Annotated in this window: 17 protein-coding genes and 1 pseudogene; 12 read left to right on the top strand and 6 right to left on the bottom strand. The window is 56.9% G+C overall.

Features of this window, described 5'->3' with window-relative positions:
• The first annotated feature begins 261 nt into the window (after nucleotides 1–261).
• Nucleotides 262–615 carry an anti-adapter protein IraM gene (locus R0140_RS25350; RefSeq protein WP_008807283.1) on the top strand — a complete coding sequence of 118 codons (354 nt, stop codon included), beginning with the start codon at nucleotides 262–264 and terminating at the stop codon, nucleotides 613–615.
• A gap of 38 nt (nucleotides 616–653) precedes the next feature.
• Here the strand turns inward: R0140_RS25350 and R0140_RS25345 are convergent, their stop codons facing one another.
• The 3 genes from R0140_RS25345 to R0140_RS25335 are packed head-to-tail and all read right to left on the bottom strand — an operon-like array spanning nucleotide 654 to nucleotide 3,206.
• The gene (locus R0140_RS25345; RefSeq protein WP_012969157.1) at nucleotides 654–1,415 is read right to left on the bottom strand and encodes an inositol monophosphatase family protein; all 762 of its coding nucleotides are present in this window, start codon (nucleotides 1,413–1,415) and stop codon (nucleotides 654–656) included.
• A 10-nt stretch (nucleotides 1,416–1,425) separates the two neighbouring features.
• A complete protein-coding gene (locus R0140_RS25340; protein WP_166709398.1) occupies nucleotides 1,426–2,439 on the bottom strand; it encodes a LacI family DNA-binding transcriptional regulator in 1,014 nt (337 codons plus the stop codon).
• Nucleotides 2,436–3,206: an MBL fold metallo-hydrolase gene (locus tag R0140_RS25335; RefSeq protein WP_032736693.1), complete on the bottom strand. Its 771-nt coding sequence runs from the start codon at nucleotides 3,204–3,206 to the stop codon at nucleotides 2,436–2,438. The genes R0140_RS25340 and R0140_RS25335 overlap by 4 nt, the downstream gene beginning before the upstream one ends.
• Before the next feature lie 162 nt (nucleotides 3,207–3,368).
• Here R0140_RS25335 and R0140_RS25330 point away from each other — a divergent pair.
• The 4 genes and pseudogenes from R0140_RS25330 (at nucleotide 3,369) to R0140_RS25315 (ending at nucleotide 7,317) form a co-directional block, all read left to right on the top strand.
• A pseudogene (locus R0140_RS25330) lies at nucleotides 3,369–4,400 on the top strand (ABC transporter ATP-binding protein).
• Nucleotides 4,401–4,429: 29 nt separating this feature from the next.
• Nucleotides 4,430–5,569, top strand: a complete 1,140-nt coding sequence (locus R0140_RS25325; protein ID WP_008807278.1) for an ABC transporter substrate-binding protein — start codon at nucleotides 4,430–4,432, stop codon at nucleotides 5,567–5,569.
• Between the two features lie 60 nt (nucleotides 5,570–5,629).
• Nucleotides 5,630–6,463 (top strand): ABC transporter permease, encoded by an 834-nt coding sequence (locus R0140_RS25320; protein ID WP_012969154.1) that lies wholly within the window; start codon nucleotides 5,630–5,632, stop codon nucleotides 6,461–6,463.
• Nucleotides 6,460–7,317 carry an ABC transporter permease gene (locus R0140_RS25315; protein WP_032741336.1) on the top strand — a complete coding sequence of 286 codons (858 nt, stop codon included), beginning with the start codon at nucleotides 6,460–6,462 and terminating at the stop codon, nucleotides 7,315–7,317. Before R0140_RS25320 ends, R0140_RS25315 begins: the two co-directional genes overlap by 4 nt.
• Nucleotides 7,318–7,363: 46 nt before the next feature.
• Here R0140_RS25315 and R0140_RS25310 read toward each other — a convergent pair whose 3' ends face one another.
• Nucleotides 7,364–7,645 carry a YjcB family protein gene (locus R0140_RS25310; RefSeq protein ID WP_008807275.1) on the bottom strand — a complete coding sequence of 94 codons (282 nt, stop codon included), beginning with the start codon at nucleotides 7,643–7,645 and terminating at the stop codon, nucleotides 7,364–7,366.
• Nucleotides 7,646–8,153: 508 nt separating this feature from the next.
• Between R0140_RS25310 and R0140_RS25305 the strand changes: the two genes are divergently transcribed.
• A complete protein-coding gene (locus R0140_RS25305; protein WP_008807274.1) occupies nucleotides 8,154–9,758 on the top strand; it encodes an EAL domain-containing protein in 1,605 nt (534 codons plus the stop codon).
• On the opposite strand, the gene soxS is transcribed toward R0140_RS25305, so the two are convergent.
• Complete coding sequence (gene soxS / locus R0140_RS25300; RefSeq protein WP_004151738.1) at nucleotides 9,743–10,072, bottom strand: superoxide response transcriptional regulator SoxS; 330 nt, start codon at nucleotides 10,070–10,072, stop codon at nucleotides 9,743–9,745. The two genes, R0140_RS25305 and soxS, sit on opposite strands and share 16 nt — an antisense overlap.
• A gap of 84 nt (nucleotides 10,073–10,156) precedes the next feature.
• On the opposite strand from soxS, the gene soxR reads away from it, so the two are divergent.
• The 4 genes from soxR (at nucleotide 10,157) to R0140_RS25280 (ending at nucleotide 15,077) form a co-directional block, all read left to right on the top strand.
• Complete coding sequence (gene soxR / locus R0140_RS25295) at nucleotides 10,157–10,615, top strand: redox-sensitive transcriptional activator SoxR (RefSeq protein ID WP_004206331.1); 459 nt, start codon at nucleotides 10,157–10,159, stop codon at nucleotides 10,613–10,615.
• 259 nt (nucleotides 10,616–10,874) lie between these two features.
• Nucleotides 10,875–11,543 carry a glutathione S-transferase family protein gene (locus R0140_RS25290; protein WP_008807273.1) on the top strand — a complete coding sequence of 223 codons (669 nt, stop codon included), beginning with the start codon at nucleotides 10,875–10,877 and terminating at the stop codon, nucleotides 11,541–11,543.
• Nucleotides 11,544–11,933: 390 nt separating this feature from the next.
• Nucleotides 11,934–13,283 (top strand): NCS2 family permease, encoded by a 1,350-nt coding sequence (locus R0140_RS25285; RefSeq protein WP_008807272.1) that lies wholly within the window; start codon nucleotides 11,934–11,936, stop codon nucleotides 13,281–13,283.
• Nucleotides 13,284–13,430: 147 nt separating this feature from the next.
• On the top strand, nucleotides 13,431–15,077 hold the full coding sequence (locus R0140_RS25280; protein WP_004206334.1) for a Na+/H+ antiporter: 1,647 nt from the start codon (nucleotides 13,431–13,433) through the stop codon (nucleotides 15,075–15,077).
• 162 nt (nucleotides 15,078–15,239) lie between these two features.
• Here the strand turns inward: R0140_RS25280 and R0140_RS25275 are convergent, their stop codons facing one another.
• Nucleotides 15,240–16,121, bottom strand: coding sequence for a LysR family transcriptional regulator (locus R0140_RS25275; protein WP_008807271.1), 882 nt, complete (start codon nucleotides 16,119–16,121; stop codon nucleotides 15,240–15,242).
• 105 nt (nucleotides 16,122–16,226) lie between these two features.
• Here R0140_RS25275 and R0140_RS25270 point away from each other — a divergent pair, with 105 nt between their 5' ends.
• Both R0140_RS25270 and R0140_RS25265 read left to right on the top strand, forming a co-directional pair.
• Nucleotides 16,227–16,634, top strand: coding sequence for a CidA/LrgA family protein (locus R0140_RS25270; RefSeq protein WP_022065207.1), 408 nt, complete (start codon nucleotides 16,227–16,229; stop codon nucleotides 16,632–16,634).
• Nucleotides 16,631–17,320: an LrgB family protein gene (locus R0140_RS25265; RefSeq protein ID WP_023296899.1), complete on the top strand. Its 690-nt coding sequence runs from the start codon at nucleotides 16,631–16,633 to the stop codon at nucleotides 17,318–17,320. The genes R0140_RS25270 and R0140_RS25265 overlap by 4 nt, the downstream gene beginning before the upstream one ends.
• Nucleotides 17,321–17,576: the final 256 nt, after the last annotated feature.

The raw sequence follows: 17,576 nt of genomic DNA, 5'->3' as shown, positions 1-17,576 counted from the left end.
CACAAGGACTAAGACGTTTTGTCAATTATGTTTATATTATCTTATTTTTTATTATATTTTCTTTTCTGTGGTTAATTTATTTCTTTTTTTATAGAGGTTAACCATTAATCTCTTGATGAAAAATTAAGGTTACCGATAATGGGTTATGTTGTTAGGAATTGTCTTAAGTCACATAATTGTCAGGTGTGCTTGCAGTTTATAATAATGGATGCTATCACTATATAAGGTAATAATTTGTAGCATCTTTTATAAGGAAGGAATATGAAATGGACTATTCTTAATACTCTCATCTGCCCGCAATCCGGCATCGCCTTTTCGGCAATATCCAGCCTGCGTTTCTTAAAATTTATTATGTGGTACGAGGCCGATGTGATACTGCTGCCCGGCGAGTCGATGAAGCTCTATTCCTCGAGAGTTTTAATTAATGACCAGTATCATTCATTAAAAATCTACAATATTACGGTGTACGACGAGGCGCAGTGGGAGAAATTACGCGAACGGCCATCTTGCCCGTATCAGGCTGGCGGCAAGCAGTCTGACTCCTGTTTTTTCCAGTCCTTTTGCGCGATTAAGCGCTGCCCGAATAATATTCCGCGCGGTGAACCCTGGCGTTAGCCCGAGAAAGCCGCCGGTCGGCTACCGGCGGCGCGATGTTATTTGACCAGCAGGGCGGCCATTCGTGGCTGGACGCTTGCGCAGCCGGCGAGGACGAGGTTGCCTTGCCGCAGCCCTTCATTGGCGAGAAATGCATTGCACGTTCCGCCCGCCTCCTCAATCAACAGCATACCCGCCAGCGCGTCCCAGCTGTTCATATGCGCTTCAAAATAGCCATGGATCTGACCGGCAGCGACATGCGCCAGCATCAGGGCGCCTGCGCCAAAACGGCGATACTCCAGGCCGGCGTCGAGCAGCGTGTCGATGGCCCGGGCATAGTCGCTGGCCGGGGCGCGGCTGGAGCGCCCCATGCCGATCACCACCGCGTCGGGATCCGGTTCACGCAGCGTCAGGCGACGACCGTTGAGAAACGCCCCTTCGCCGCGGCCGGCGAAGAAAAACTCATTGCGATCGGGGGCGTAGATGATGCCGAGCGAGAGTTCGCCCTGGCACACTCTCGCCAGTGAGATGCACCAGTAATCCATGCCAAGGATAAAGTTGGTGGTGCCATCCACGGGGTCAAGCACCCAGACGGTGTGCTCATCGCCTTCGAAACCGCTCTCTTCACCGAGGAAACCCTCCTGCGGAAAGTGCGCCTTCAGCCACCCTTTAATCTCCTGTTCTACCGCGAGATCTGCTTGCGAAACAAAGTCCTGGCGCGATTTTTTATCGACCTGCAATCCCGCATCGCGCAGCGCCTGGGCGTGGGCGCCTGCCTGGCGAATCAAGGCGCATAATGACTCTCGTTGTGCTTCCGTCATGGTCTTGCTCTCAGATAATAAAGGGCGACGTGCGCCGGTGAATTAATGTCACCTCCACCCAGGTGGTGCGTGAAGGTTGTAAAGGGTCGACGGTGCGCTCCTGCAGCCGGGCGAGTGCCTGGCGGGAGATCGCCGCCACATCCTGATGTAGCGTGGTGAGCTGGTAGCTATATTGCGCGGTCGGCGGCGTGTTATCAAAACCAATCAACTGATAATCCTCAGGCGCCTGTTTGCCGCGCTGGCGCATTCCATCGAGAAAGCCGCAGGCAATCTGGGCGTTAGCGCAGAAGATCCCCTCCAGCGCCTCGTCGGCGAGCGCAGCGGCCTGAAACCCGCCCGTATAGCCCTCTTCCGGGCAGGCGAGGATCGCCAGATTGCGTTCGACGTCCACTCCGCGCGCCTGCAGTGCCCGGCTGAATGCTTCCCCACGCATGCGCCCGGCCCAGGTGGAAGGTGAGTGGTTGAGCCAGCCAAACCGCCGGCAGCCGCTGCGCAGCAGCTGGTCGGCCGCCAGTTCGGCGCCGGCGATGTTGTCAGAGCAGACATAATCCACCCCGGGTATCGTCGGCTGGCGGTTAATGCCCACTACCGGGATATGCTGCTGGACGCACTCATTCACCACCGCCTCCGGCGGCTGGCCGGAGGTGACGATAACGCCGGAGACGCGAAACTGCGTGAAACGGCGCAGGGTGTGCGCCAGGTCCTGCTCGCTGTGGATCTCGCTCACCAGCGCCTGAAAGCCCTGGCGCTGGATCTCGTTGAGCAGGGCATCAAGCAGGGCGCTGCGAAAAGGATCGCTGATGCGCGAGACGATCACGCCGATTAAGTGGCTGCGCTGGCGATTGAGCCCCTGGGCAAGAAAGTTAACCTGGTACCCCAGCTCTTCGGCGGCGCGCAGCACCCGCGCCCGGGCGTCGGGAGAGATGCTGCCGTTGCTGCTCAGCGCGCGTGACACCACCGCCCGCGAGACGCCGGCCAGTCTGGCCACATCCTGGGCGGTGACGCTGGGTTTACGTGGGCTCATAGGGCATGCGCCTCATCGGCGAATGCGGGACGCGGCAGCGTAAAGTGGTCCCCATCCTGCGACACGAATAATCCCTGCCACGGCTGACAGGCTTGCTTCAGCGCCGACAGGGCGGCGTCCTCGCAGTGATAGAGCCCCAGCGCCGGGAGCTGCAGCGTTCTGAACAGCATCAGGCAGGAGGGGAAATCGCCATGAGAAGCATCGTCGTCAAGGGCCGCCACTGAGGCACACTCCTGAAACGCCAGCCCGGCGCCGGCCATCAGGGCTATCGAGTCGGCGGTTGGCCGGCCATCGCCGCTGTAAAACAGCGTCTGCCCGGCAATGGTGATGCGGATGGCGCGATTACTCAGCTCATGCTGGGTGGCGGCGGTGCGGATCTGCCAGTCCTGCCACGTCCAGGCTTCGCGGCATTCCTGCCAGTCGATGGTGAAACCAGGATCCGCCTGAGGCCAGTTCGCCAGCGCGGTCAGCTGCATGAGCACCGGCTGCTGCGCTGGCTGGCAGTAGATAATCAGCGGCTTCTGACGGGAGCCACTTTTCCAGTAATTCAGCAGCGCCGTCAGACCGGTACAGTGATCCGGATGGACGTGGGTGAAGTAGATTGCGTCAATATCATTGACCCCACCGCCGCGCTGCCAGAGTGCGCGGGGAACGGTGGGGCCGCAGTCGATTAACCACTGTTTGTTGTCCGCGTCGATCACCCGCAGCGCGGAGGTATTTTGCGTGCAGGAAAAGGCGCTCCCGCAGCCAAGCACATCTATTTTCATTGACCCTCGCCAAAATTTTTTGCCGCTTAATTAAATTGTCATAAATACCCGACAAAGTAGGCTCACATCATGTCGAGTTAACGTTGCATTTTTTTTACAGCCAAATGAACACGTGTTCACCTTGCTAAAAAAATGCCGCAGCAGCGCTTTCAGGTAGCGAATATGAGTTATTTACAGATCACCGGCCTTAAAATTAGTTATGGCGATAACGTGGTTTTACATAATATCGATCTGGCGGTCGAGCAAGGGGAAATGATTGCCCTGCTGGGTCCGTCGGGATGCGGAAAAACCACGCTGCTGAACGCGCTCTGCGGCTTTATTCCGGTGCAAAGCGGCGAGATGGCTATTGCCAGTCGAACGATCACCCATCTTGCGCCGGAGCAGCGCAATATCACCATGGTGTTTCAAAGCTACGCCCTGTGGCCGCACCTGACGGTAGCGCGCAATATCGGCTATGGCCTGAAGCTGCGCAAATGGCGCGGGGCGGATATCGCGCGGCGGGTGGCGGAGCTGCTGCGAATAGTGAATCTTGAGGGACTTGGCGAGGTGAAAGTGACCGAACTGTCGGGCGGTCAGCGGCAGCGGGTGGCGCTGGCAAGAGCCCTGGCCATAGAGCCCCAGGTGCTGGTGCTGGATGAGCCGTTATCTAATCTGGATGCCAAAGTGCGCCTGAATGTGCGCCATGAAATTAAATCTCTGCAAAAGAGACTGGGTTTCACGTCATTAATTGTCACCCACGATCAGCAGGAAGCCTTAGTGATGGCGGACCGCATTGCGGTATTAAATCAGGGGCGTATTGAACAAACTGGCACCCCGGAACAAATATATCAACGTCCCGCGACGCCCTTCGTCGCTGATTTTATGGGCGCCGATAATAAAATAACCTCCGGTGAATTATCCGCTGCCGCAATATCCGGTTTATCCGCCGCTCAGCAGGGGGAAAAAGTTATTTATTTTCGCAGCGCTGATGCCGCGCTCGCTGAATTAACGCAGCCTGCGCCGTAGGAGGGACTTGCTCTGGAGGGCGTGGTGGAGCAAAGCGCGTTTCTGGGCAATCTGTATCGCCACAGCGTGCGCTGTCATGACCGCCTGCTACTGGCCGATGCCGCGCAGTGCTGGCCGACAAAAAGCCGCGTTCGGCTCCATGTGCCAACGCCGGCCCTGCATATTTTTCCTTTACCACTATCACAGTGATATAAGCGTGTTCATTCTGGGGACAATCCATGTTGACTAAGACGAAAGCAGCGATCGTAACGACCCTCTTCCTGAGCCTTGGCGCACAGGCCGACACCATTCTGAATGTCGCCACCGCGGGCGATCAGAATATGGTGGATTATGTAAAAACCTGGCTGGGGCCAAAATTTGAAGCCGCTCATCCCGGCGTCAAGGTGCGGGTGATCGGTACCGGCCCCGGCGACGCCGGGTCGAATAAAATTAGCGAGAAGCTAACGGCCCAGCAGGAGAGCGGCGCGCAGCAGTGGGATATCGACGTCGCGGTAGTGCACCAGAAGGCGGGCGGTGAGCAGGTGGAAAAGGGATTACTGCAAAAATACCGTCAGGATATTCAGACCGGCGGCATGGTGAGTTCGCCGAGCGCCACTCAGGCGCTGGGCGTTAACGTCGATGGATACGTCATGCCGATGTTCTTAAGCCAGACCGCTATCGCCTGGAACAGCGATCTGCTCAGTACCCCACCGGCGTCGTATGACGAGCTGGTGGCCTGGACGCAGAAACATCCGCAGGCTTTTGGCTATAACGGCATCAAGAACGGCATGTCCGGCGTCAGCTTTGTGGTGGGCTGGATCTACGCCTACGGGACCGACGCCCAGCGTCTCTCCGCCGGGCCCTATGATAAAAGCGTCGAAAAAGGCTGGCAGCAGGCCTATGAGAAGCTGAAGGCGTTCAATAAAAACGTAACTTTTACCCCGGGCAACGCCGGGACGCTCGATATGCTGAGCCGGGGGGAAATCGCCATGGGCCCGGTGTGGGTCGATATGTTCTATAGCTGGAAAGATCAGGGCAAGCTGCCGCCCTCGATCAAGCTTGCTTTACTGGCGCCGGGTATGCCGGGTCAGCCGATGTATTACGTCATCCCGGCGAAGGCGGCGAATCCGCAGCTGGCGCGCGACTTTATCGCGCTGGCCACCAGTCCGGAAGTGCAGGCGCAGGGGATCGTTAAGCAGTTTAACTGGTATCCGGGCATCGACGCCGGGCAGGTGAAGCCGAAGCTGGATACGGCGACCTGGCAAAAGCTGTTTGCCGAAATCTCGCCGGAAGCGCTGGCAAAGTATGGCAAAAGCTTCCCGATCGCTCCCTATTTTGACGACATCAAAGAGGGTTACGAAAGCCAGGTGGCCAACTAACGCCTTCTCCCGCCCGGGTTGTCGGCCCGGGCGCTTTCTTGTGCTGACGCCAGGTGCATTATGTCCAGTTCATTAAAATATCTGCTGCTGGTTGCTCCGGCGGCGCTGATGATCGCGATCCTGTTTTTGTATCCGCTGGGGTTTTCGCTGGTCTCGGCGTTTACCGCGCCGGGACAGCCGTTCACGCTCGATCACTTCCGCAAGGTCTATGCGCTTTACGCCAGTGATGTGCTCTTTTCGCTGATTATCGTACTGGTCTCAGTGGCGCTGTTAGCGCTGATCGCCATTACCCTGTCGGCAGTGATTGCGCTGTCACCGTGCCGACCCGTTGTTCGTCTGCTGGGTTTTTTGTATCGCTTACCGCTGTTTATTCCGTTTATTGTCGTCGCCCAGATGATGCGCACTTTTCTCGCCAAAAATGGCCTGATGAACAATGCGCTGGTGGCGGCCGACCTGGTCACACCGCTGGAGACGCTCTCCTGGCTGGGATGGAAAGGGATAGTGATCACCTTTGTCTGGAAGCAACTGGCCTTTGCCACGCTGCTGATCTGCGGGGCGATGGCGGCGCTGGAGTCGTCGCAGATCCTTGCTGCGCGTAACCTTGGCGCCTCCCGGCCGCGGATCCTGTTCGATATCATGCTGCCGCAGGTCCTGCCGACCATCGGCGTGGCGCTGGTGCTGTCGACGGTGACCATGATGTCGGTGCTGTCGGTACCGTTGATGATCGGCGTCGGAACGCCGACGATGCTGACGGTGGATATGGCGTTTCGCGTGAATTCCTATGGCGATTACGCGGTGGCGAATGCGCTGGGTATGGTGTCGCTGGCGATCTGCGGCGCGCTGTCGTGGTTTTACCTGCGCCACAGCCTGCAGCAAAAAGGAGGGGAATCATGAAAGCGCTGACCCTCGCCTCATCCCCGTCATGGTGGATAAAAGGGCGCCGTAAAGTGCGCGCCAGCCTGGCGCTGCAGACCCTGCTGCTGCTGTTTATGCTGCTGGCGATGTTTGGCCCGTTGCTGAACCTGTTGATCTGGACCGTAGCGGAAAGCTGGTATTTTCCCCATTCGCTGCCCAGTCAGTGGGGTTTGAAGTACTGGTATCAGGTTTTCAATCCATACAGCGATGTGTCCGGTTCGCTGTTAACCAGCGTGTTGATCGCCCTGTTATCGGTGGGGGTCTGTTTGCTGATTTCCGTCCCCGCCGGCTATGCGCTTTCCCTGCGGAAAATGCCGCTGCGGGTGCTGTTTATGCTGCTGTTTCTCATCCCGCAGGCCTTTCCCAACCTGACGGTATACATGAATGTTGCCCGATTGTTTTATCAGTGGGGATTGAACGGCAGTATCGCAGGGGTGGTACTGGTGCATAGCGTTCACGGCCTGATGTATTCGGTGTGGATCTGTATGGCAGCCTTCTCATCCATCGACCCGCTGCTGGCGCGGGCGTCGCGTAACCTTGGCGCCGGACCGGTGTATACCTTCTGGCACATTGTGCTGCCGCAGGCGGCGCCGGGGATCGTTGCCGCCAGCATCTTCGTTTTTCTGGAGTCGCTGGATGAGTTTACCGGCACCTTCTTTGTCGGCGCGCCGGATATCACCACGCTGCCGCTACTGCTCTATAACGCCAGCATGTCGGGTAACTATCAGGTCTCGTCGATTACGGCGCTGATTTTGCTGGTGCCATCGCTGCTCTTTATGGTGGTGATCCATAAATTTATGCGCCCGGAGATGATGGCGAAACTGGGGAAGTAAGGACCGTAGAAAACGAAAAAGCTTCCCGGTGGGAAGCTTTTTAACCTCAGGTCATCATCATTGGCCATTCTGGCGGCGTCTGACTCATGACCTCAATCATCACATCTTTGATATTACCCCAGATTTTTGCGATATCGATCAGGGTGATGCCCAGCAAACCGGTGGCGAACCAGCAGGCGGCGGCAAGGCCGAGGCAGCTGCAGATCACTGCCAGACCGGCATAATCGCTTTTCCGTAACTGGATATTCAACGAGCTGGCGAGAAACATCAGTACCGCGCTCACCAGGGGCCAGCGCAACAAAACGACACTGGTAGTAATGGAAGCCATTAACCTATCCTCAAAGAAAGTCGGGGAGCCATGGATGACCTGGCGCGACTGACGATGGCATAGCGCTCTGGTCTCGACTGGCAAACTAGAGAGTGATGAAACGTCATTTCTGTTTCATCAACTTGTGTGAACTATATCACACTTGGTGCTTTATTCGCCAGCCAAAAAATGAGCTTTCGCTGCGCTTAATAAGCTTTTATTTTGTGTGGATATAGGTAAGCAAAACCCGATTATCTTATTTTCATTCTCTTGCTAATGATTATTATTCTGCGGGTTTTATTACCAGTTCCTGTTTATTACACGGAGAAACCGAGTCAGATGCGCGTCTATTCTTAATCTGACGAGAATATCTTTCGAATACCTGATAAATAAGTATTATTCAACACCACCAGCTGAAAAGCTGACGCCCTGAAGGGCTGGCAGATATCTGCTGATGTCTATCGCAGTCGCGATTGCTAACGTGTTCGGGCTACCTTAATTAAGGCATATCGCATGGATGAAAGCGTAAATGGCTGACAGTGCGCCGCATAAGGCGCTCAGACTTGTCGGAATGGGGCTGGTTATTTTATTGCCGGTGATGTTGGCATTGTGGTTTGCCCAGCTGCGGGCCAAAGCCGAAACCATTGATCAATTGCACTCATTTTCGCAGCTGGCGCTGCAAAAAACAGAAATGGTCATCCGGGAAGCGGATCAGGCGCGGTTTAAAGCCAGCCAGTATCGTGGTGAGCTATGCTCAGCGGAGCACCAGCGTTATTTACTGCATATTGTTCGCGGTCTGCTGTATGTAGAAGATCTGATCTACGCCAACGGTCAGCGCTTTATCTGTTCAACGTCCGCTCATCCCGAGACCGGCTGGCGGATGCCCGCGGCGAATTACACCAAAAAGCCGGATGTGGCGATTTACTACTATCGGGATACGCCGTTTTACCCGGGCTTTGCCATGAATTATATGCAGAAGGGGCCCTATGTGGTGGTGGTCAACCCCTACTCGTTCAGCTCGGTGATTGCCAGCGACCGCGATTTAGCCTATGGCGTTTTCGATACTAAAACCAACCTCTTTTTCTCGCTGAGTAATAATGTTGAGCCCGCCGAACTCCAGGCGTTAATTCGCGAAGGCGATGCTTTTTTTAATCAGAATGGCCGGGTGTATACGATAGCCCGCTCCGCTATCCGGCCGATCGCGGTCATCATGTCCACCTCCCGGGCCAGCTACTACCACAACTTCTGTGACCAGGCGAGCCTGACGCTGCCGCTGGGGATCATTTGCAGTATTTTACTGGTGCTGGTGTGGACACGAACCCGCCGCCAGTATCACTCGCCGCGCAATATGCTACAGCGGGCTCTGAGCTGCCGCCAGCTGCGGCTGCACTACCAGCCGATTATCGATATTAAAAATAACCGCTGCGTCGGGGCGGAGGCGCTACTGCGATGGCCGGGGTTTGATGGCCCGGTGATGAACCCGGCGGAGTTTATCCCGCTGGCGGAAAATGAAGGCATGATTGCCCAGATCACGGACTACGTGGTGGACGAGCTGTTTTATGAAATGGGTGAGTTTCTTGCCAGCCATCCGCAGCTGTATGTGGCGATCAATCTCTCTGCGTCCGATTTCCACTCGGCGCGGCTGATTTCCCAGATCAGTGAGAAAGCGCACAGCTATGCGGTCTGCATCGGACAGATCAAAATCGAAGTGACCGAGCGCGGGTTTATCGACGTGGCGAAAACGACGCCGGTGATCCAGGCGTTCCGCGAAGCAGGCTATGAGATTGCGATCGATGATTTCGGTACCGGCTACTCGAATCTGCATAATCTGCACGCGCTGAATGTCGATATCCTCAAAATCGATAAAACCTTCGTTGATACGCTGACCACCAACAACACCAGCCATCTGATCGCTGAGCACATCATCGAGATGGCGCGCGGGCTGCGTTTAAAAACTATCGCGGAAGGGGTGGAGACCCCGGAGCAGGTAAGCTGGCTCTACAAGCGCGGCGTGCAATTTTGTCAGGGCTGGCTGTTTGCGAAAGCCATGCCGGCGCGGGAGTTTATGCAGTGGTTAGCGAATGCTCCCACGCCCATAAGCAGGCCTCAGCCGCCGCGTCACGCGGAGATCTGATGGCGGTAGTCGCTGGGAGTGCGGTCGAACTCGCGACGGAACACCCGGGAGAAGGTTTGCTGCGAGACGTAGCCCAGATCCATCGCGATATCAAAGATAGGTCGCTGAGTGGTTCGCAACGCTTCCGCCGCCAGCAGCAGGCGGCGCTGACGAATATAATCACCCAGCGTCTGATGCATTACGGTACGGAACATCCGCTGCAGATACCATTTCGAGTATCCTGACTTTCTGGCGACTATATCAATGTTAAGTGGTTGATCGATATGTTCATCAATCCATTCAATCAGTGTTTGAATAATATCCTGATGGGACATAAAGCGGCCTCTCTCAATTCTCGATTCGTCGTTTTGTCTGCGGGCGAGTATAATTCCTCAAGTTAACTTGAGGTAAAGCGCTTTATGGAAAAGAAATCACCCCGCATCAAAATGCTGCTGACGCCCGGGGAAGTGGCAAAACGAACCGGCGTGGCGGTCTCGGCTCTCCATTTTTATGAGAGTAAAGGCCTGATCCATAGCCAGCGGAATGCCGGCAACCAGCGGCGCTACCGGCGCGATGTCCTGCGCGCGGTGGCGATTATCAAAATTGCGCAACGCATCGGCATCCCGCTGGCGACCATCGGCGACGCGTTTGGCGTACTGCCGGAAGGGCACAACCTCAGCGCAAAAGAGTGGAAGATGCTGTCATCGCAGTGGCGTGAGGAGCTGGACCGGCGTATTCATACCCTGACGGCGTTGCGCGACCAGCTCGACGGCTGTATCGGCTGCGGCTGTTTATCACGGCGCGACTGCCCGCTGCGCAACCCGGGCGATAAGCTGGGGGAAGAGGGGACCGGCGCCCGGCTGCTGGAAGAGGAGTAATAAAACTAAAGCGCCACAACTGGGCGCTTTAGTTGTTTTCCGGTCTTTGTCTTTCGCATTATCTCGCTGGTTCACGAGAGGGTTTCCCCCGACATCGACGTCCCTCAGTATTGCGCAATCTGTTGATGGAGGTTCCGGTTTGCGTCGACACTTTAACTATGGCAGCTGCTGCCATTTTTTCCTTACTATTTTGCCGAAATTTTCCCGGCAATGAGCGCCTGTTCCTATAGTTAATTTGAACAAACCACGGGAGAGGCCCATGCTGACGGTACACCATCTTAATCAATCACGATCGCAACGCGTACTGTGGGCACTGGAAGAGCTGCAGCTGCCTTATCAGATAGTCCGCTATCAGCGGGAAAAGTCGATGCTGGCGCCGGCGGCGCTGAAGAAAGTCCATCCGTTGGGGAAATCGCCGGTGCTGGAAGACAACGGCTATGTGCTGGCGGAGTCCGGGGCCATTCTCGAGTATTTGCAGGAGACCTGGGACAGCGGCGGGCTGCTGAAGCCGCAGGCGATAGAGGACAAACTGCAGTACCGCTTCTGGCTGCACTATGCCGAAGGCTCGCTGATGCCGCTGCTGTTAATGAAGCTGGTGTTCGCCAGCCTGGGTAAACCCCCTGTGCCCTTTGGCGTCCGCTCTCTGGGCGCCCTGCTGGGCAAGGGCATTCAGAAAGCGTGGCTGGATCCCCAGCTGGCCACCCATGCGCGGTTTATTGACGACCATCTTGCCACGCGGCCATGGTTTGCCGGCGAGCGTCTAAGTATGGCCGATATCCAGATGAGCTTCCCGGTGATGGCGCTGTTGGCGCGCGGTGGCGTGCATGACCTTGTCCATATTGAGGCCTGGCGACAGCGGGTGGAGCAGCGTCCGGCCTGGCAGCGGGCCATCGAGCGCGGCGGTCCCTTCACCTTACCCGGCGCCTGAGGTATCAGCGGATCCGATGACGCCGACAAATGAAAGCAACTCACTAAAAATTTGTTAGCGGATTGCGCATAGACGATAACGTTTGCGCATCGTCTGGTTATTTTCTGCTCGTCATAAGCGAAATTTAGCGAAATACGATAAACATCGGTTGAAAAGGGTTATCTAAAGGCCGGATAATCGTTTGCCTTTCTGTTTTGCTCCCTCTTTTTTCTGCTATCCAGGGGGAGGAGATAAGGTTGACACACCGTAGTGTATGCGCGGAGTTAAACGTTTGCTTTTTTGCAGCCCCCCTGGCGCTGCGATTCGGTACAAGGAGATCGCGTTTAACTGGCAGTGGAGGGTCCACCACGCATATCAACGAACAATAAAAATTTTCAGGGGAAGTTTTCTATGTCTACGCCTTCAGCGCGTACCGGCGGTTCATTAGACGCCTGGTTTAAAATTTCGGCGCGCGGTAGCACCGTGCGTCAGGAGATTGTTGCAGGTCTTACTACCTTTCTGGCGATGGTTTACTCCGTCATCGTGGTGCCGGGCATGCTCGGTAAAGCGGGCTTCCCGCCGGCCGCGGTGTTTGTCTCGACCTGTCTGGTGGCGGGCGTTGGCTCGCTGGTGATGGGGTTATGGGCAAATCTGCCGATGGCTATCGGCTGCGCCATTTCGTTGACCGCCTTCACCGCCTTTAGCCTGGTGCTGGGGCAGCAGATCAGTATTCCGGTGGCCCTCGGCGCAGTATTCCTGATGGGTGTCCTGTTCACGGTGATTTCCGCGACCGGCATCCGCAGCTGGATCTTGCGCAACCTGCCGCAGGGCGTGGCGCATGGTACCGGGATCGGGATTGGCCTGTTCCTGCTGCTGATCGCCGCCAACGGCGTTGGTCTGGTGATCAAAAATCCGCTGGACGGTCTGCCGGTGGCGCTGGGCAAATTTGCCAGCTTCCCGGTGGTGATGTCGCTGATTGGCCTCGCGGTGATCATTGGTCTGGAAAAAATGAAGGTGCCGGGCGGTATTCTGCTGACCATTATTGGCGTGTCGATTGTGGGCCTGATTTTCGATCCGAACGTCCATTTCTCCGGTATTTTCGCCATGCCATCCCTGAGCGATGATAAAGGCAACTCGCTGATCGGCAGCCTCGACATCATCGGCGCGCTGAACCCGGTCGTGCTGCCCAGCGTGCTGGCGCTGGTGATGACGGCGGTCTTTGACGCCACCGGTACTATCCGCGCGGTGGCCGGCCAGGCAAACCTGCTGGACAAAGACGGACAGATCATCAACGGCGGTAAAGCGTTGACCACCGACTCCCTGAGCAGCGTCTTCTCCGGTTTAGTTGGCGCGGCGCCAGCGGCAGTGTATATCGAATCGGCGGCGGGTACCGCGGCTGGCGGTAAAACCGGTCTGACCGCGGTGACGGTCGGTGTCCTGTTCCTGCTGATCCTGTTCCTCTCCCCGCTCTCTTATCTGGTACCGGCCTACGCGACCGCGCCGGCGCTGATGTACGTCGGCCTGCTGATGCTGAGCAACGTGGCAAAAATCGATTTCAACGACTTCGTTGACGCGATGGCTGGCCTGATCACCGCGGTGTTTATCGTGCTGACCTGTAACATCGTGACCGGCATCATGATCGGTTTCGCTACCCTGGTGATTGGCCGTCTGGTCTCCGGCGAGTGGCGCAAGCTGAACCTCGGTACGGTAATTATCGCCGTGGCGCTGGTGGCGTTTTACGCGGGCGGTTGGGCGATTTAAACCCTTCGTGCTCCTCACGGGCGGCTCAGGCCGCCCGTTTTATTTTTAAGCCACATCCTGTTTCCATTTGCGTTAATCTGGGTAGCGTATGATTCACAGGCACGACGCCTCACAGGTATAAAAGAAAACGCAGCAAACAGGGAACACATGGAAATATTCTTTACCATCCTCATCATGACCCTCGTGGTCTCACTGTCCGGGGTAGTGACGCGTGTACTGCCCTTTCAGGTTCCACTCCCACTGATGCAAATCGCCATTGGCGCGCTTCTGGCATGGCCGACCTTCGGTTTGCACGTTGAATTTGATCCAGAGCTGTTTCTGGTCCTGTTTATCCCGCCGCTGCTGTTCGCCGACGGCTGGAAAACGCCGACCCGTGAGTTTATTGAACACGGGCGGGAGATCCTTGGTCTGGCGCTGGCGCTGGTGGTCGTGACGGTGGTCGGCATCGGCTTTCTGATCTACTGGATTGTGCCTGGCATTCCGCTGATCCCGGCGTTCGCGCTGGCGGCCGTACTCTCGCCGACCGATGCCGTGGCGCTCTCCGGCATCGTCGGGGAAGGGCGGATACCGAAAAAAATCATGGGCATTCTGCAGGGGGAGGCGTTAATGAACGACGCCTCTGGTCTGGTTTCGCTCAAGTTTGCCGTCGCGGTGGCGATGGGCACTATGGTCTTTACCGTTGGCGGCGCGACCGTAGAATTTCTGAAGGTGGCGATCGGCGGCGTGCTGGCCGGGTTTGTGGTGAGCTGGTCGTATGGCCGTTCGATGCGTTTCCTCAGCCGCTGGGGCGGGGATGAACCCGCCACGCAGATTGTCCTGCTGTTCCTGCTGCCGTTTGCCTCCTATCTGATTGCCGAACATATCGGTGTCTCCGGTATCCTGGCGGCGGTGGCGGCGGGGATGACCATCACCCGTTCCGGCGTGATGCGTACCGCGCCGTTGGCCATGCGTCTGCGCGCCAACAGCACCTGGGCGATGCTGGAATTTGTCTTCAACGGCATGGTCTTCCTGCTGTTGGGCCTGCAGTTGCCGGATATCCTCTCCAGCTCGCTGGTGGCGGCGGAAGCTGACCCCAACGTCGAGACCTGGATGCTGTTTACCGACATCATCCTGATCTATGCCGCGCTGATGCTGGTGCGTTTTGGCTGGCTGTGGTCGATGCGTAAGCTTAGTCAGCGCTTCCTGAAGAAGAAACCGATGGAGTTTGGCTCCTGGACCACCCGCGAGCTGCTGATCTCCTCTGTGGCCGGGGTGCGCGGGGCGATTACCCTCGCCGGTGTGCTCTCGATTCCGCTGTTGCTGCCGGACGGGAATGTTTTCCCGGCGCGCTATGAGCTGATTTTCCTCGCCGCCGGGGTGATCCTGTTCTCGCTGTTCGTCGGGGTGATTGCGCTGCCGATCCTGCTGCGCCACATTGAATCGAGTGACAACGTGCAGCAGCGGAAAGAGGAACGGCTGGCGCGCGCAGCGACGGCAGACGTGGCGATTGTGGCGATCCAGAAGATGGAAGAGCGCCTGGCGGCGGATACCAAAGAGAATATCGATAATCAGCTGCTGACCGAAGTCAGTTCGCGGGTGATCGGTAACCTGCGCCGGCGCGCCGATGGTCGTAACGACGTGGAGACCTCTATGCTCGAAGAGAGCCTGGAGCGCCGCTTCCGTCTGGCGGCGCTGCGCTCCGAGCGTGGAGAGCTGTATCACCTGCGCGCCACCCGGCAGATCAGTAACGAGACGCTGCAGAAGCTGCTGCACGATCTCGACCTGCTGGAAGCGCTGTTAATCGAAGATCAATAACCTTTAGTCCGGATAGCGCGACGCTTATTCGGGCTACTGGCGAGACTGCAGTAAATGTGTCGCCCCGGTAAGCGTTAGCGCGACCGGGGGAAACCCGGGCAGCGGCGCAAGCGCTTGACCCGGGCTACCCATTCCTCTGCGAAACGCGTTGTCACCAGGGAATTATTCCAGCCAGAACGCTTTACTGCACGCCAGCCAGGCCTCAGCGCTGCGCGACATATACACGCCCTCCCGCCAAATCATCCCCAGCTCCCAGCGCAGCTCGCTTTGCAATGGGATCCAGCAAAAGTTCTGCGGGTCGAGACGCTGGCAAATCGGCTCGGGCAGGATCGCCACGCCAATGCCGGCCTGCACCATCGCGGCGAGAAAATCCCACTGGCCGCTGCGCACCGCGATACGCGGCTTTACGTCATGCTCGGTAAACAGGCGCATCAGCTGCTGGCTGAGGGCAAATTCTTCGTTGTAGATGACCAGCGGATACGCCGCCAGCTCGGCCGGCGAGAGCGAGGTCACGCCCTCCCACGGCGCGGTTCTTGGCGTCAGGACGCACAGCGGGTGGTTGAACAACGGCAGGGTGGTGAGGTGGCTACCCTCTTCGATGGGCAGGGCGGTCATCGCCATATCGAGCTCGCCGTTGCTGACCGCCTGCTGGACCGTCAGGCCGCCAAACTCGGCGATTTTCAGCTCGACGCCCGGGTAGCGCTCGCGGAAGCGGCTGATCGGCTCCGCCATCAGCATTCCGACCATCGGTGGAATGCCAAGCCGCAGCACCCCTTTATGCAGGTGGTTGATATCGCTCAGTTCTGACTCCAGCTGGCTGAACTCGCCAAGGATCGCCTGGCCGCGTTCAAAAACAACGCGCCCGGTATCGGTGAGCAGCAGTTTACGGCCATCGCGGATCAACAGCGTGCAGTTCAGTTCATCTTCGAGATTTTTGAGCATCTTGCTGATGGTGGGCTGTGTGACGAACAGCTTTTCCGCCGCGCGAGTAAAACTCTGCTGACGAACCACTTCAACGAAATAGCGCAGCGTTCGGATATCCATAATTATTCCCTGAGACTATACCTGCGATGATTTTAATTCATTTCTGTCCGCTTCGGCGGCTCTCTATACTGCACCCCTGACTTCTTTTTTTCAGGAATATCGCTCATGGCCTTCGCGCCAGCTCGCGTTGCCCCCGCCGTGGCGCAGCGTCTTCAAATCCCGCTGCAGGTGCTTCTTTATGTCGGGTTATTTATTTTTGCGCAATATCTGGTGAACAGGTGGCAGGTACCCCTGCCGGCTAACCTGGTCGGCATGGTGATGCTCCTGCTGCTGATCGTCTGCCGGGTGATCCCCCTGAGCTGGGTTCGCGCCGGCGCCCGCTGGCTGCTGGCGGAGATGCTGCTGTTTTTCGTCCCGGCGGTGGTCGCGGTGGTCAATTATACCCAGCTGCTGATGGTTGATGGCTGGCGGATTTTCCTGGTGATCGCCTTAAGCACGCTGATGGTGCTCGGCGCGACGGCCTGGGTCGTCGACAGGGTTTACCGTTACGAAGTGAGCCGGCTAAAAAAATGAATGATGTCATGCTGAGCGTCCTGTGTCTGGTGGCGACGCTGGGTCTCTATTACGCCAATAAAAGACTGTATCGCCGTTTTCATAAACTGCCGCTGATGCCGCTGGTGTTCACGCCGATCCTGCTGGTGCTGATCCTGGTGCTGGGCCATATCTCTTATCAGAGCTATATGGGAGAGACCCACTGGCTGCTGTGGCTGCTGGGCCCCGCCACTATCGCCTTTGCCGTCCCGGTCTATGAAAATGTCGCGGTGATCAAACGCCACTGGATGTCGCTCAGCGCCGGGGTGGTAACGGCGGTGGTGGTGGCGGTGACCAGCTCCGTATGGCTGGCGCGCGGATTGATGTTGTCTGATGAAATCCAGCGCAGCCTGGCGGTGCGCTCGGTGACCACGCCCTTTGCGCTGGCGGCGGCGAAACCGCTCGGTGGTCAGCCCGATCTGGTGGCGCTGTTTGTGGTGATCACCGGCGTCTTTGGCATGGCGGTGGGGGATATGCTGTTTTTACGCCTGGCTATCCGGGAAGGGATGGCGAAAGGAGCCGGGTTCGGCGCGGCTTCCCATGGTGCCGGGACGGCGCGCTCCTATGAGCTGGGCCAGCAGGAGGGCGTGGTGGCCAGCCTGGTGATGATGCTGTCTGGCGTAGTGGTGGTGCTGGCGGCGCCGTTAGTGCGCTGGCTGCTGTTTTAGCGTTCTCGTGTAACCGGTTGTTATGAAATATTGAGGGGCGGAATAGTTGTGAACTATTTTCGCCCCTTTTTGTTTATGCCGGTTATTGGTCATCAGAAAAGATTAAGGCAATTCTTATTACCATCCTCTCTTTGTAACTAAATATTTCATAATCAATACTGATCTAATTATATTGCGAATGATGTATAGGCTTTTTATTATCTCTAAGAATTTTATAAGTTTGTATCGCTATGATTTCAAAGGAACTTCATCTTAT

The sequence above is a fragment of the Klebsiella sp. w6 genome, assembly GCF_033100215.1.
In the GTDB taxonomy this organism is placed as follows: domain Bacteria; phylum Pseudomonadota; class Gammaproteobacteria; order Enterobacterales; family Enterobacteriaceae; genus Klebsiella; species Klebsiella variicola.
This window is presented reverse-complemented; position numbering and strand designations above follow the sequence as displayed.

Bases quoted from the DNA above. Each gene is read 5' to 3' on its own strand.
- R0140_RS25350 (WP_008807283.1), top strand. From the start codon at position 262: ATGAAATGGACTATTCTTAATACTCTCATCTGCCCGCAATCCGGCATC.
- R0140_RS25270 (WP_022065207.1), top strand. From the start codon at position 16,227: ATGGCCTTCGCGCCAGCTCGCGTTGCCCCCGCCGTGGCGCAGCGTCTT.
- R0140_RS25340 (WP_166709398.1), bottom strand. From the start codon at position 2,439: ATGAGCCCACGTAAACCCAGCGTCACCGCCCAGGATGTGGCCAGACTG.
- R0140_RS25305 (WP_008807274.1), top strand. From the start codon at position 8,154: ATGGCTGACAGTGCGCCGCATAAGGCGCTCAGACTTGTCGGAATGGGG.
- R0140_RS25280 (WP_004206334.1), top strand. From the start codon at position 13,431: ATGGAAATATTCTTTACCATCCTCATCATGACCCTCGTGGTCTCACTG.
- R0140_RS25265 (WP_023296899.1), top strand. From the start codon at position 16,631: ATGAATGATGTCATGCTGAGCGTCCTGTGTCTGGTGGCGACGCTGGGT.
- R0140_RS25320 (WP_012969154.1), top strand. From the start codon at position 5,630: ATGTCCAGTTCATTAAAATATCTGCTGCTGGTTGCTCCGGCGGCGCTG.
- R0140_RS25315 (WP_032741336.1), top strand. From the start codon at position 6,460: ATGAAAGCGCTGACCCTCGCCTCATCCCCGTCATGGTGGATAAAAGGG.
- R0140_RS25285 (WP_008807272.1), top strand. From the start codon at position 11,934: ATGTCTACGCCTTCAGCGCGTACCGGCGGTTCATTAGACGCCTGGTTT.
- R0140_RS25335 (WP_032736693.1), bottom strand. From the start codon at position 3,206: ATGAAAATAGATGTGCTTGGCTGCGGGAGCGCCTTTTCCTGCACGCAA.
- R0140_RS25345 (WP_012969157.1), bottom strand. From the start codon at position 1,415: ATGACGGAAGCACAACGAGAGTCATTATGCGCCTTGATTCGCCAGGCA.
- R0140_RS25275 (WP_008807271.1), bottom strand. From the start codon at position 16,121: ATGGATATCCGAACGCTGCGCTATTTCGTTGAAGTGGTTCGTCAGCAG.
- R0140_RS25290 (WP_008807273.1), top strand. From the start codon at position 10,875: ATGCTGACGGTACACCATCTTAATCAATCACGATCGCAACGCGTACTG.
- R0140_RS25325 (WP_008807278.1), top strand. From the start codon at position 4,430: ATGTTGACTAAGACGAAAGCAGCGATCGTAACGACCCTCTTCCTGAGC.
- soxS (WP_004151738.1), bottom strand. From the start codon at position 10,072: ATGTCCCATCAGGATATTATTCAAACACTGATTGAATGGATTGATGAA.
- soxR (WP_004206331.1), top strand. From the start codon at position 10,157: ATGGAAAAGAAATCACCCCGCATCAAAATGCTGCTGACGCCCGGGGAA.
- R0140_RS25310 (WP_008807275.1), bottom strand. From the start codon at position 7,645: ATGGCTTCCATTACTACCAGTGTCGTTTTGTTGCGCTGGCCCCTGGTG.